The following is a 14,514-nucleotide window of genomic DNA, read 5'->3' as shown; positions in this document are numbered from 1 at the left end:
ACCTCGACCAAAAAAGAAAACTAGGTCTGGTCAAAAGAATTAGAAAACAAATTGATAAATTTGGATTATCTAATGATGATTTGCAAATAACTGTAAATCAGTGATGTATTTTTACGTTAGTCAGAATCTATATCTAAATGAAGAAATTTATAACTACTAGTTTGAAAACATTATCAGAAACACCAAAAAAGTTAGTATTGGTTTACATACTAGTGTATTTTTTATGGGGACTAGGTATGAATGAGTTCGGAACTCAAATGGAAATCGCAAGATTTAGTCACTGGTGGCAAGTTATCACCTGCTATATTTTTTATATGATTCCTATCTCTCTACTCCTCAGAAAGTATGATTTTTTCAATCAATATGCTTATGGGCTAGTGGCTATGGGAATTCTGGAGTTTATGGGATATTGGTTACAGACCTCATACGTTTATCCTAATAATATTATTGAACAACTGTTTAATCCACAAAATCTAAGTTTAGGTATGGCACTATTTTTTGCATTGTATTTTCCTGCCGGAAATTGGCTGGTGGCAAAAATTTATAAATTAATTTTCAGAAAGGATAAGGATACTACTTTCTTAAAACAAGGATAAATTGTTTTTCACCCTGCTTCTTAAGCATATATCTATCTGCTATGGAACTGGCACCTTTTAAATCTAATGAATCAGAAACATAAGTAATCCAATCCTTTCTGTGAACAATTGCATTATCCAATATGACATCTGATAAAATAGCTTCATCTAATTTAGTTCCCCATAAGGTAGCTTCTGTTAAATCAGCTTTTGTTAAATTCGCCCCATAAAGATTAGCATTGGTTAGATCTGCACTTAGTAATTCTGCTTTGGTAAGATTTGCATTAGTTAAATTTGCACGAATCAGATTTGCATCAGAAAGATTGATTCCTAACAGATTTGTCTCTTTCAATTCACTTCTCTCCATATTAATCGCAGGCATTTCTGCATAACGCATGTCAGAATGATTTAAATGAACATATTTTAAATCAACTCCCCTACCCAAAGATACATTCTTAAAATCTGTATAATTAAAATCTGATAAATTCAAAATATCACGACGAGATTGATCTCCCAATTCGCTTTTGATAAGGTTAAATAAAAACTGACCTCTCTCCGGACTAATCTCCTTTTCTGTCAACTCTCCTTTTTCATTATATTTGTAAGGTTTCATTGCTCTGGACAAACTTATAATCCTTGCTTCCAGCACAGGGCTAATGTTTCGCTCACTAGACCCTTTGTATTTTAATTCTTCACTAAGATCGGACAGCACATTATCCATTACAAAGACCAATGAAGATTTTCGCTCTGCCTCAATAAGTGTATTCTGATTTCCTACTAATGCATTTTGATTCATAACCAGTTTTGTCTGGAACATCAAGATAAGAGAAGGAACCAATGTCATAAAAAATGCAAAAATGCCAATTCTGGTGACACGCCATATTACATTAGAAGAAACATCAGAAACAGTATCTACAGAAACTGTTTTTGTTAATTTATACTCAGTAATCGCATTGCTGATACTTTTCTTTAATTTAACTCCGATCAGTGGAGTACTGGATTTCTTTAAAATCCAAAAACCAACACTCTTCTTCTTTTCTCCACGTTTTCTTATGCTATCAAGCTCTTTCTGAAGCTTTTGATTTTCTTTTTCTAATTTCTCAATGCGTTCTTGCTCGGTCAAAACTGTATGATTATGGATTATTAACGCTTCAATATATTAAAGTTCTGTGAGTAATACCAAAACTTTTATAATTACGTGTGAATTAAAATTAATACTATGCCTACTAAAAGCTATAAGATTATTAATTCTATTTTAAGTATCTTGAAATATCCTTAGCAATATCTTCCGTGACTGAAAACTGTTCTTCCTCATTAATTCGATGTACGATTTTTGCAAGCAAATACACATAACTTTTTACATAAGCTCTCTTATGGTCCTCTTGAACATATTCCTTTCCTTCTATAGCTATAAAAGTGACTAGGTTGTGAATGATTTGTTGTAAGTCCGAAATATCTAATCTATCCTCCTCCATAAAAGTTCCTTTTTTACTTACAGCTGGTTTTGTTAAAATCTAAAGTTGACGCTTTACTATCTATTAGAAAATTAAACAATACTGTCCTGAAAAAAGAAAAACAGATCTAAGTAATAGTTCCCGTTTAGATTAATGGTATTTTTTATCGATATTAGGTAACAAATCCCTTATCTAAATCATAAAAACTTGAAGTCATTGGTTTTAGTAAATAGAATTATCATTAATGAAGAGGATAGTGCCAATCATTTTTATTGGTAAAAAAACTTCATGTAAGGAAAGTCTCTGTTAATAGATAAATACAAGAATAAAGTGAGTATTAGATCCTCTGGATGACAACAATAAAATAAAGCTAACTATTTCAATAGTTATTTTTATCAATTGATTAAATCCGAAGGACTGATAGCAAACTCTTTTTTAAAGCATTTAGAAAAGTAAGAAGGATTAGAAAATCCGGCCTGAAAAGCAATTTCTGCAATAGTGCTTTGTTCACTTAAGATAAGCTCTTTAGCCCGATGTAATCGCAATGAACATATTAATTTATTGGGCGACTTATTAGTAATTGCTTTTAATTTACGTTGTAATTGTCGCTCACTAACACCTATTTCTCTACATAGCATTTCTACACCAAAATATTCATTACTAAGATGGTTATCTATATTTTGAAGTACTTTTTTTAGAAAAGAATTATTTTGAGGAAGTATAGTAGCGTCAGTCTTATGAAGTTCTTTACAATCTGGTTGCCTTTCAGTAACGGTATAAAGCAAAAGAGATTCTCTGGATTCAGTTTCAAAAATTGTTTTATATGGAGTAAAAATAATAGTAGCACCTACTAACAAGTTCTTGACCGTTTGCGTTATCAAAATTTGATCGGAGATAGGGTTTTTACTTATTAAGGAAGATAAGTCCTCTATCTCTTTACTTATAGGATTGCCTACTGTGCATTCTTTAATATGAACACCAATAGTAAGTTGCGCATTACAACTTCTAATCATTGTAACTAACTTATTACTGCAATGAACCGCCTTACTGGGGCCATCAAAGGTAGCAGTAAATGTTTCGCCATCATACTGAATCATTTCTCCCCTATATGCTAATACAGATTGTTCAATAAGCTCTTTATGTTTAGGATTGTCTTTTTCTGTAGTTATAATGCGTCCTACAAGTATCGTAAAGAGTTGTTTCTCATGCATCGGTACTTGCTTAGTATTTAAAATAAAAGCCTTCATCTCTTTCAGAATACCATCAACATCACCAGTCCAAAACAAATGATCCTTACCTTCGAACTCAACAAATTTTGCTCCCTGAATACGTTCAGCGATAAAACGCCCTTCTTCTATTTTCACATCGATATCGTGAGTTCTCTGCAATAGTAAAGTAGGAACTTTTATAGCATCCAATATATTTACAATATCTACTTGCGTGTTCATTTTTGTCAATACCATAGCAGCTCTTGGGCTCGCTCCTGCGCGAAAATAACTAGCCAACCAATCCATAAATACTTTATCATTGGCTTTAGAAGGGGCTAGTGATTCTAAATCCATTTCTCCACTACCCCAACTCTTTTCAATTATATCGTATACTACCTGGCGTTCTTGATTTGTAGGAGCCCAAGGATAATCAGGTGCATATATTCGTTTTGCAAATATTCCAAAAGCGATCAATGATATCGTTCGGTTTGGATACGTAGCAGCAAATAAGGCAGAGACAGACCCCCCTTCTGAGTGCCCAAACAATGCTGCTTTTTCAGAACCTACCGCATCCATAACCGCTCTGATATCATCCATTCTTTCTTCTAAAGCCGGTAGCTCTAAGACACGATCAGAGAGCCCCGTACCTCTTTTGTCAAATAAAATAACTCTCGCTATTTTCCCTAATTCTTGTAAAAAACTAACCAATTCAGGGCAATTCCACATCGAATCAATATTAGAAACCCACCCGGGAATATATACCAAATCAATAGCACCAGAACCAAAAACCTGATATGCTATATTAACATTGCCACTTTTAGTATATTTAGTAACTGGTTTCATAAATTAATGTATTAAAAAAGTAAAGTATTGGTCATCTCATAATTTGATTTTCAAAAGTAATAAGGACATTGTCATTACCCATAGAATTGGCGTATACAATATGTAGACTCAGGAAGATAAAATATTAAAAAAAGGGGTACATTAGGTAGACAAAAAACTCACAAGCTACTTACAAACAAATAATTACATAAAAAAAAGAAACAAGAACGCTCTCTCATTAGAGATCAGCAACATTCATTGTAAGCGGTGTTATTCCTGTTCTAAATCAATTAAATAAGTTAGGATCTCCTGGTGAGGACTTAATGTCAATTTTTTACGAAGCCGATAACGTGCTGTTTTTACACTTTCTGGTGATATCCCAAGAATACCAGCCATTTCTTTAGTATTAAGATTAAGTCTAATCAAAGAACAAATTTTTAGATCATTAGCACTCAGTTCTTTGTGCTTAGATTTTAGATTCGTATAAAACCCCTCATGGGCATCTTCAAAAAATCTACTAAAATCTTCCCAATCTTTATCAATACTCAAATTTTTCCGGATGATCTTATTGAGATCTGCAATCAACTTATTTTTTTCAATAGAAGAGGAATTTTTAATATCCTGTATCATATGTTGCAATTGCTGTACGACTTCGTTCTTCTTAATAAAATTGAGTGTGTAGGAAGTTAGTTCTCTATTTTTAAAATCAAGTTTTTGTTTTAACTCTTGCTGTTTTAACTCAGAATTTTCTAAGTCTTTTTGAGTAAGGGAATATACAGATTCTAAATACTCCTGAGTTTTAATAGCTAATTGTCTGCTTTTTCTTGCCCTTTGTCTTGATACGATATATATAACATATCCTGCAATGCTTAAGATAGTGACTCCAATAATTAAAATAAGCTGAATAAGGCTATCTGTCTTTTCTTTTGTTTTAAGCGTTAAGAGTTCTTTATCTTTTAGTTCTAGCTTATTTTCGAACTCTATATAGGCTATTTGCTTTGACTTTTCTGAATTGAACAGGGAATCTTTTAGCGTAAGATATTTATCATAAAACATAAGAGCCTCCTCTGGTTGGTATTGTTGTTTTTTTAATTCTTTTAATTCTTCATATGCAAATAATTCATATTTCTTTAATTTATTTTCTTTGGCAAGTGCTAAGCCTTTAAACAGTTTAGTAGCCGCTTCTTCTGAGCGATCAGACAATCTTAAAATTTTTCCGTAGATAATAAGGTTGTTGGTTAATCCATGAATATCGTTCACCTCACTGCCTAAAGCCATGGATCTTTTTATATGATAATAAGCTTGCTCATTTTCCTGTTGCTGGAGATATAATATCCCCAATCTATTATGTGCTTCTGCAATTCCGTAAGTGAAATTATTGGCGCTATGCATTTGTAATGCATCTGTTAGATATTGAAGTGCTTCTGCATCTTTACCCTGTTCTATGAGGATCGTTCCTGTTTTTGTAAAGGTAGTAGCAATTCTACCTTTTAGTCCTAATGCTGTAAACTCATTAATCGCCTGCTCATAATAATGCAATGCTTTCTTATACTCTTTGAGATCGGCATACACCATTCCTATATTGAGCCTTGTATTCGCTATTCCTGTTTTGTCCTGTATTTTTTCATATACTTTATGAGAACTATTAAGATAAGTTAAGGCCTTATTTTGATTACCTTGCGACCAATATGCAACCCCTATTATACGATTTGCTTTTGCCAATCCTACATTATACGTTAATTCTTCTGAGAGCTCCAGAGCTTGCTCCCCAAAATAAATAGACTTGTTAGCATCTACGATCCAATATTCAAAACCAATAGCATTAAGGAGATTTACTTTGATCCTATCCTCCTTTTGATAGGAGTCTAATGTAGCGAGCAAACTATCGATTTTTTTTGTTTTCTCTGATGCATATGAGAAATTAAAAGATAAAAAGACTCCTATAATTATACAAAAACCTATCCTTTTACTAGGTAAATATCGTTCTGATTTACTTAACGAGACACTGAAAAAATTCATGAAATAATATACTTATATCATAAAAGTCAGGGCGCGCTTTTATGCATTCAATGTAAAATTAAGTATGATTTTTTTAATCAAATCAATTATGAGTGTTAAATCCTGTAGAATCACTGTTTTTTAATCTAATCTCAAATAATATACATTGTATTTTCTTAATTTCTAATTCTATACTCTTAATCCATACAGATAAAGTTTACTATGATTGATGTGTACATACAATTAACAATTTATTAGAGTACTTACTATATCTTCTCCTTAATGCGTTTTACTTACTAAGGTGTAGGGAGAAGTTTAAATGATAATGGTATGATGCTCCTTATATTAAAAATCAACTTACAAAGAAATTCCAACTATAACTCCCGCTCCAAATCCAGCAATACCGATGAGCACTTTTTCCAGAATTGTTTTTCTTCTTTCCCGTTTACTTGTATTTTCAATAAGCTCCAGGCTATTTGTTGCCTTTTCTAGGCTATGTAACGTATAATCTAATGCTCTCTGTGTATTCCCTAAAACTGCTTGAGTCCTATTATAAACAATCTGATCTAAACTATCACTTTTGGTAAAATTAATTTTTAAACTACGCTCCAAATCGATATTTCTGCGCAGCGTTTGCGAATACTTTTCTACTAGCTCTTTAGTCATTTTATCCTGCTGAATGGTAGTTTGATATACATTCTTAATCGCTAAAAAAGATTTTTTATTGACTAAAAACACATCAGGTGTTCTAAATATATATAGACTATCTCTTTTAACAGTAAAAGGTTCTCCAGTGCGATCGGCATAAGATGCAGGTATTTCAATGATTTCCAATGAATCAGTTTCTTGGCAAATCACAGTACTACAAGATACCATAAACAGAATGCACATTATTTTTTTCATAAGCATTTAATTTACAAATGGATATAAATTATTTATTGATTTAGACCAAAAAGACCATCTAATACAGCTCGATTTTTTGCTAATCGATTATTAGTAAGCTCTATAGAATCTTTGATACGTTGTAATTCTTTCCAATCTTTAGCATTCTTTCTTTTAAACGAAAAGATCAATGAATCCCGTTTATGAATAATCAGATCTTTCTGAGTTTTCATCTGTTCAAATTCTTTTTTGGTATTCTCTAATTGAGATTTGGTATTCGCTATTACCTCTTGTGATATCTTCAATTCTTTTTTCGCTTTGTCTAACTCTGATGAAATGATCTCCCAATTAGAACTGGAGTTAAAGATCAGATAACCAATACCTATCAAAAAAATAAGGACAACCACTTGTAGGATTAAACCAATATGTATATTTTTCATCCGTTTATTCTTTGTATTTTTATTATATGCATACCCTTATGATTTACCTTATATATCGTAAGAATAACAAAAACACTGGCTTTAATAGTTTATATTTCTGATTGTAATACTCCGTTTGATCCGGAGCTATCTGTGAGGTTAACAATTTTTTAAACATCGTATTATTTTTTTTCAATTTTGATCTTATATTTTTCTTTATAGAGGATAATAAGGTTACAAAAAGAGATAATAAACCCTGCACAAAACAGGTAACAGAGAAATAATAGGATCATTAATTGCACTCTATTACTGGTAATACTGTCTTTTGTCCAGGCCTTTTCCGGGTCTCCTAATAAAACTAACATCCGCTCTTTTCGCTCGGGTAAAAATCCATGTGATACTTCAAAAGCATCAAAAGGATTGTTCTCTATTAATTCATCACCAATAACAATATCATGGGATACATAGGGTAAGGTTTTAGCTTCTCGAAAAAAGTGATAGGTAGTATAGACAACTACAAACGCAAGTAAAAATTGAAGCGACAAACGCATCCATATACGTATTGTTTTATTTTTTAACGAGTATAATATTAGAAAACCCGCAAGTGCAGTCGCAATAAATACTCCAAATTTCATAAGAAAAGAAGTATTTTCGTCTGCAGCATACCAGGAAGGTAATGGTATAATAAAAGCTCCTGCTACTGAAGCGATCCATGTACTAAGTAAGGTGAATTCTTTCCAAACGTCTTTAAATCTATCTACTAACATTCTATACTTATTTTGGAGTTTTTAATACCAGTTGTTTTTCTCCCTCTGTTCCATCATCCATAATAAGATGTAACTCTGGCTCTCCAACGAGATCTTCTTTTTCTAACCAAAATAAATAATAACCTGGCACAAAATCCTGAGAGGCATTCTGAGTTGGTCTATTAAATCGAAATCGCTTGATATCAAGTCCTTGTTCATAAGATAATTTCCCGAATACAAAAAAACCTTCATCTTCATTAGAATTAACTAGTACTTTAATTTTTGTATTTGCATCACTTTTAGGACTGCTATTAATAGATTGTAACTTAGCATCATAATCTCTATATATAGCATCAAGGATAAATGCTTTATCCGTTAAAGTATTAAAATCTTTATCTACACGTTGTAATGCTTTTTGTGCTTCTCGTAGGGTTATCATATAATTTACGGTAAGCGCATATTTTTCATTACATTTCTTAAGAGCAGGAGCCAATTCCTGATACTTATTTACTAATTGTAAGTATGTGTTTTTAAGCACCTCATCTTCTGTAACTGGTATTTTATCTGCAAGACTTGCAAGGACTTGTTCTGTAGTTGACAATACCTCTGGCAACTCTTTATTTTTAGGTCCATAGCTAGCACAGCTGTATATCATAAGTAGTGCAAAAAGCACATTTATATATGGGTAGTAATTTTTCATAAGTAATAGTTTTTAATTTTTGTTGCTTGATGTTACTATGCAGTATCTCCCCAACAAAGTTATAGCCATAACTCAGTATATTCCTATAACAAAAACGACAAAGACCGATAATTTCCCGACTTCTACCAGTGAATTATACATCCGATCTATCTTAAACCTTCAATTATTTTTTTCCAATCAAAAGCAGCGCCTATATCCCATTTTCCGGAGGATCGGTAATTCACATGAGATGTAATACCTTTAAAATTAACCAACTCTTCTTCGGCTACCACATCATATCGCTTATTCTCTGGTAAAAACTCCATCGGAATGTTATACTCTGCTGTCAAATACCGGAGTAGTCCGATCAAACTTTTGTACTGCTTAGCGGTATAGGTAGCAAAATAGTATTCGCCACGATAAGGCATATCTAACTTTGTATACAACTGTGTATCATTTATAGTACAATACACATCGTTATCGCTATATACCGTCACTAGCTTATCGCCTATTCGTTTTAAAAAGCCAATATTAGACATCTCGATTGCGATCGTTCTTTTACTACCATTTGTATTGCCGCCTATAGCTGCCTTTCCTAAATGGTAGGACCAGTAAGCGGATGACCATAAGTTTATAATCTCACCACTTCTTGCAATAACAAAAGGTGTAGATATATGGACATTATTTCTGGATAAAGCCGCTATATCTCCTTTTAGATATCCCACTGTAAAATGAAGTACAATTTGAGTTTTGGTATTTTTCTCGTGATAATAAAACGAAGCATCTCCATTTTTAGGCCTGCAATGTATATAGGGCATCATTTGATCACTCCCTTTAATGGGTACTGCCTTTTTCGTTAATGTAAATTCTTTTCCGTCAGAGTCTCTTCCTGTTTTAAAAAAGGTTTTCTCATGATTAGGGATGCTAGTTGCTTTCATATGGATTGTTATTAAATCATATCATAATCAACAAAGTTATCTGGATAAAGCAAAGAGTGCTATTACAAAAACGGTAAATGGTGGTAATTTTCCGACATGATGATTATGACAAATAAGAAGTTTACACAAAGTTGCAATAAATGTTAAAATGGATTAAATAATGTTTCCTAATATTGACATGAACTTAAGGTGAAACCCAAATGCTCTAAGTATGACCGGTACAAACAATGAGAACCAATAGCATATATTCATAGAGAGCTATAATCACGTTATGGATCGATTTTATAAATGGTAGTGTCCAAAAAACTGTGTAAACATAAATTAGGCGGGGTTTTAAAACATTTTATATTTTACACCAACGATTTTTATATGCTCTATTTTTAGATTAAAACGTTTTTAGCAGAAGAATAAAGTTCTATTTTTATTAGTTCCCTTAAAAACTATTCTATTATATGCAACCTGATTTTTGTAATTTTTTTTAATGAATCTATTATAAATTAATATGATAAATTCATGCTATCCCGTTTAAATTCAGAAGTATGAACATATTATAATTAATAAAAGCCACTTTCTCTAAAAAAGCAAGTGTATTAGATATTATAATATTGGCTTCTCTTAATGAAATGATTAAAAAACAATCTTCATTTATTTTATCCAGAGAATTTATAGTTCAAATAATTATATTAGAAGTATAAGAAAGCTAATCATACTTTGACCATTTTAGATTGATCAGATCCGATTAGTAAATTAAAATTTGATGAACTCACATTTCAATCTTTAGCACATAAAACAAACGTATATATCATTCTCTAATCTTAACATTTCTATAATTTATAAATCAGTTACTTTATCGTATTTTCGACAAATATTCTTTTTAGAAATGCGTATTGTTTTTTCTTTTCTACTTTTACTAACCTTTGCACTAAGACCAGTAACGGCTTTAGCGCCTTTTTTATATTTTCAACTCAATGTTGATTATATCATAGAAAATTATTGCATTAATAAAGAAAGACCTCAGTTACAATGTAATGGAAAGTGTTATCTAATGAACCAACTTAGTGAACAGAATCCTTTAGGAGAAACTGATGGGACTATCAGAATTTCTGAATCCTTCTTTCCACTTTATTTTCAAGATACCACTGTAGACACATCAATTTCCTTATTGAACAACACCTCAGGTATCGTTCAATCTTCCTATTCCTATCTTTATAGTTTCCTGTACTCAGGAGAGATAGACCCACCTCCAAAAAACAGTTGATTTTTTAATCCTTTTCTATGAGTACATCTTTTATTACCATGAGTATGGTTGTTAGTTATGCCTTATACATTTTCGATAATATCGAATATATATGATATACTGATACTAAACTCTATGGTTAATATACGGTGTATTTAGAAAAAATAAATTTTGCAAATAACGATCGTGTAAGATGGTTGTTAACAGGTAGTATAATCAAATTAATAAAAAAATCTGTTATTCTGATCTGTATTCAATATCGGCTATAAGTAACATAAATAACAGTTACTTACAGTTTTTAATTGAAAAATAAGACGAAACAAATGCTATAAATAGGATGTAAGAATAGTACATCTACAAAAATCAATTTAGAAATGAAATCAATAATAAAATTAATTATAATAGCTGTTGGATTAACGGCAATGAGTTGTAGTAGTGATGACGATAACACTACAGGTACTGAAGTGAAGGGTACTGTAGAGATTAAATGGGATAACATTGTAGGTGATCAAGATATGAACCTAACAGAAAAACAAAATCTAGACTTTACATACAAAACCAATGATGCACAGGATTTTAATATCACTTCTTTTGGGTATTATGTTACGAATATTGTTTTAGAAGGAGAAGATGGATTGCGATATGAAGATGAAGTTTCTATTTCAGCGGCAGACGCATTAGGTGTATATCACATAAAAGAAGGGGAATTTGCCTCTAATTCTCTTACTTTAGAAAATGTACCTGCTGGAAAATATAATAAAATTTCATTCACAATAGGAATCCCTGAAGAAGGTGTACGAGAAGGTGCTGCAGGTGGAGTGTTAGACCCTGCAGCAGGCGCATGGTTTTGGAACTGGAATGCAGGATATATCGGTTTTGCCGTAGAGGGACATGCCAGTTCTTCTACTCAGGCATATAATGAAATTGACGGATTTATAATTCCGGAAAAGTCTTTTGCTATTCACATTGGTGGGTGGAGAGATATAGAACCAATAGAAGGAGAGTCAGCAGTTTTTGTAAATAATATAAAAACAATAACATTGAATTTTGATAGTGAGGCTACGGTTGCTGAAAATATAGAACCCAGTATCCATCTATTAGCAAATGCAAAAGCACTTTTTGATATGTCACAAGTAGATTTTTCGACCACATATGCTGTGCATGCCCCAGCAAAAGGGCAATCTTTTGCAGAAATACTTGATGAAGTGTTTACCTATAGTCATACTCATCAATAATAAGGATGATAACTAAAACTAGTATAGCATATCCAATAATTACTTATTGGATATGCTTGATTTTTTTTCTTGTAGTAGTGATGATGGAACAAAAATTCTGGATACGTATCAACTTATACAACCCAATGAATTTCCCGAAATTCAATATACAGTAGAAAATAATCCAATAACTCAAGAAGGTTTTGAGCTGGGCAGAAAGTTGTTTTTTGACCCGGGCCTATCTGCCGATGGCAGTATTTCTTGTAATAATTGCCATCAGCAATCCCGAGGATTTGCAGACAATTCTTTACATCCTCTAAGTATAGGTATTAATGACCAGTTTGGAAAACGCAACGCTCCCGCTCTTTTTAACCTGGCTTTTCGTAAAGAATTTTTCTGGGATGGAGGAGTGACCCACTTAGATTTTGTGCCCATAAATGCACTGGAATCTGAAATCGAAATGGGAGAAACTTTAGCAAATGTAGTAGCAAAACTAAACCGTAGCGATGAATACAAAAGTTTATTTAAAGAAGCCTTTGACATTGATAGCATTACATCACCTAGGATGCTACAGGCATTCTCTCAATTTTTAGTATTGATGGTTTCTGATAACTCGAAATATGATCAATATGAACGTAATGAAAATGGAGTGACCTTAACAGAAGAAGAACAGAAAGGGATGCAGCTCTTTAATGAAAAATGTGCTACATGTCATAGCGGTCCTCTTTTCACTGATCAGTCCTTTAGAAATAATGGTCTATCTGATACTTTTTCTGATACAGGACGTGCTCTGATCACAGAATCTAGTGCTGATGAAGGTAAATTTATGGTGCCTACACTTCGTAATATCGAAGTAACTGCTCCATACATGCACAATGCACGTTTTGAAACGCTTGAGGAGGTATTACAACATTATGCTAACGGAGTAATGGATTCTGAAACACTAGACATAGCATTAAGGTCAGAAAATAATCGATTAGGAATTGCTATGACCGATTCAGAACAAGCAGCAATAATTTCCTTTATTAAAACACTGACAGATGATTCATTTTTAACAGACTCTAAATTTAATAATCCAAGATGAGGAAACTAGTCTTATATATAATTTTTACTGTAATTACCATACCTACCACATTAGGTTGTGATGTATGTGGTTGTCAACTTAGTGGCTTATCATTTGGAATGCTTGCTGGTACCAGTACTCATTATATAGGTGTTCGATTTACACAAGCATCATTCAATGCTTCTATACGCTATAACAGCGATTTATTACAGGACGAATATTCTCAAGATACTTTTACACGTACAGAAATTCTTGGAAGGTATATTTTTTCTAATAAATTTCAGATACATTCGATAATCCCTTACATCTCAAACACCATGAATGGAAGTGTACAAGATTTAGAATTCAATGGTTTTGGTGATCCGAGTTTATTACTTTTTTATGATGTATTGGCAAAAAAACAATCAGATGATAAAATAGCAGCTCCTCCAACTACTATAATTAGTCATTCGTTACTAATTGGTGGTGGAGTCAAATTACCTATGGGTACATTTGATCGTTTTGATCGTGGAGAAGTCGTCAATCGAAATTTTCAGATAGGTTCAGGAAGTGTTGACTTTCTACTTTCTTCCAATTATACAATCGCTTTACATCGATGGGGGCTTAACATAGAAGCTTCCTATAAAATGAATACCCGTAATTCAGATAATTATCGTTTTGGCAATCAATTTAACAGTAGTGGCTATCTCTTTTATACAATTCCTATAAAAAATGGGATTATATCTCCATTTGCAGGAACCTTATATGAAACAGCAGGTACTCATGATGATGATGGAATACAACAATTTAATACCGGGGGTAATGCAACTTTAGGAACACTGGGGCTTCAATGTAACTGGAAGAGTTTTTCATTAAATGCTTTAATTCAACATCCATTACAGCAAAATTACAACAGTGATGATATATCGTTTATTGAAACAGAAGAACGGTTTTCTATTGGTCTTATTTTTCATTTTGCCAAAAAAGAAAAGAAAAAATTCGGCTTTCCATAAGTAGTTATTATTCCTTCTTATATAAAGCATGAATTACATTTTTTTGTGAAACAGAAAGTATTATCTATCGATTTCTATTTTTTTAAGAAATCGATAGATAATACTTTCTGTATTTCGAATCTAAATCTTCGGGTGGTTAATCTGATACACTTACTAATTTTGATTGTTTTTTAGGGCATACTCTGATACAAACACAAATGAAGAAAATCCCAAAAAGTTTCTAAACGCTAATTACGAACTAGATATTTTAGAAGGTACTTGTCAATATTATATACTAGAGAGTCCAT

14 protein-coding genes are annotated in these 14,514 nt (G+C 32.2%); 5 read left to right on the top strand and 9 right to left on the bottom strand.

What is annotated here, in order from left to right; all coding sequences use genetic code 11:
* The first annotated feature begins 137 nt into the window (after nucleotides 1-137).
* On the top strand, nucleotides 138-596 hold the full coding sequence (locus ABD816_RS21210) for a hypothetical protein (RefSeq protein ID WP_344930840.1): 459 nt from the start codon (nucleotides 138-140) through the stop codon (nucleotides 594-596).
* Here ABD816_RS21210 and ABD816_RS21205 read toward each other — a convergent pair.
* The 9 genes from ABD816_RS21205 to ABD816_RS21165 all read right to left on the bottom strand — a co-directional run bounded on the left by ABD816_RS21205 (nucleotide 574) and on the right by ABD816_RS21165 (nucleotide 9,721).
* Nucleotides 574-1,698: a pentapeptide repeat-containing protein gene (locus ABD816_RS21205; RefSeq protein ID WP_344930838.1), complete on the bottom strand. Its 1,125-nt coding sequence runs from the start codon at nucleotides 1,696-1,698 to the stop codon at nucleotides 574-576. The genes ABD816_RS21210 and ABD816_RS21205 overlap by 23 nt on opposite strands.
* 127 nt (nucleotides 1,699-1,825) lie before the next feature.
* Entirely contained in the window at nucleotides 1,826-2,050 is a 225-nt protein-coding gene (locus ABD816_RS21200; RefSeq protein ID WP_344930837.1) for a hypothetical protein, read from the bottom strand.
* A gap of 374 nt (nucleotides 2,051-2,424) precedes the next feature.
* Entirely contained in the window at nucleotides 2,425-4,080 is a 1,656-nt protein-coding gene (locus ABD816_RS21195; protein WP_344930836.1) for an alpha/beta fold hydrolase, read from the bottom strand.
* Nucleotides 4,081-4,329: 249 nt separating this feature from the next.
* A complete protein-coding gene (locus tag ABD816_RS21190) occupies nucleotides 4,330-6,078 on the bottom strand; it encodes a tetratricopeptide repeat protein (RefSeq protein WP_344930835.1) in 1,749 nt (582 codons plus the stop codon).
* 336 nt (nucleotides 6,079-6,414) lie between these two features.
* Nucleotides 6,415-6,960 carry a hypothetical protein gene (locus ABD816_RS21185; RefSeq protein ID WP_344930833.1) on the bottom strand — a complete coding sequence of 182 codons (546 nt, stop codon included), beginning with the start codon at nucleotides 6,958-6,960 and terminating at the stop codon, nucleotides 6,415-6,417.
* A 32-nt stretch (nucleotides 6,961-6,992) separates the two neighbouring features.
* Nucleotides 6,993-7,379, bottom strand: coding sequence for a hypothetical protein (locus ABD816_RS21180; RefSeq protein ID WP_344930832.1), 387 nt, complete (start codon nucleotides 7,377-7,379; stop codon nucleotides 6,993-6,995).
* Between the two features lie 161 nt (nucleotides 7,380-7,540).
* The gene (locus ABD816_RS21175) at nucleotides 7,541-8,125 is read right to left on the bottom strand and encodes a hypothetical protein (protein ID WP_344930831.1); all 585 of its coding nucleotides are present in this window, start codon (nucleotides 8,123-8,125) and stop codon (nucleotides 7,541-7,543) included.
* 7 nt (nucleotides 8,126-8,132) lie between these two features.
* Nucleotides 8,133-8,804 (bottom strand): plant Invertase/pectin methylesterase inhibitor family protein, encoded by a 672-nt coding sequence (locus ABD816_RS21170; RefSeq protein WP_344930829.1) that lies wholly within the window; start codon nucleotides 8,802-8,804, stop codon nucleotides 8,133-8,135.
* Nucleotides 8,805-8,950: 146 nt separating this feature from the next.
* Entirely contained in the window at nucleotides 8,951-9,721 is a 771-nt protein-coding gene (locus tag ABD816_RS21165) for an N-acetylmuramoyl-L-alanine amidase (protein WP_344930828.1), read from the bottom strand.
* A gap of 880 nt (nucleotides 9,722-10,601) precedes the next feature.
* On the opposite strand from ABD816_RS21165, the gene ABD816_RS21160 reads away from it, so the two are divergent.
* The 4 genes from ABD816_RS21160 (at nucleotide 10,602) to ABD816_RS21145 (ending at nucleotide 14,227) form a co-directional block, all read left to right on the top strand.
* Nucleotides 10,602-10,979, top strand: a complete 378-nt coding sequence (locus tag ABD816_RS21160; protein WP_344930827.1) for a hypothetical protein — start codon at nucleotides 10,602-10,604, stop codon at nucleotides 10,977-10,979.
* A 353-nt stretch (nucleotides 10,980-11,332) separates the two neighbouring features.
* Nucleotides 11,333-12,193: an MbnP family protein gene (locus tag ABD816_RS21155; protein ID WP_344930825.1), complete on the top strand. Its 861-nt coding sequence runs from the start codon at nucleotides 11,333-11,335 to the stop codon at nucleotides 12,191-12,193.
* 52 nt (nucleotides 12,194-12,245) lie between these two features.
* The gene (locus ABD816_RS21150) at nucleotides 12,246-13,256 is read left to right on the top strand and encodes a cytochrome-c peroxidase (RefSeq protein ID WP_344930824.1); all 1,011 of its coding nucleotides are present in this window, start codon (nucleotides 12,246-12,248) and stop codon (nucleotides 13,254-13,256) included.
* Nucleotides 13,253-14,227 (top strand): transporter family protein, encoded by a 975-nt coding sequence (locus ABD816_RS21145; RefSeq protein ID WP_344930822.1) that lies wholly within the window; start codon nucleotides 13,253-13,255, stop codon nucleotides 14,225-14,227. Before ABD816_RS21150 ends, ABD816_RS21145 begins: the two co-directional genes overlap by 4 nt.
* The last annotated feature ends 287 nt before the right edge of the window (nucleotides 14,228-14,514 follow it).

The sequence above is a fragment of the Aquimarina addita genome (assembly GCF_039539305.1).
Classification (GTDB): Bacteria; Bacteroidota; Bacteroidia; order Flavobacteriales; family Flavobacteriaceae; genus Aquimarina; species Aquimarina addita.
This window is presented reverse-complemented; position numbering and strand designations above follow the sequence as displayed.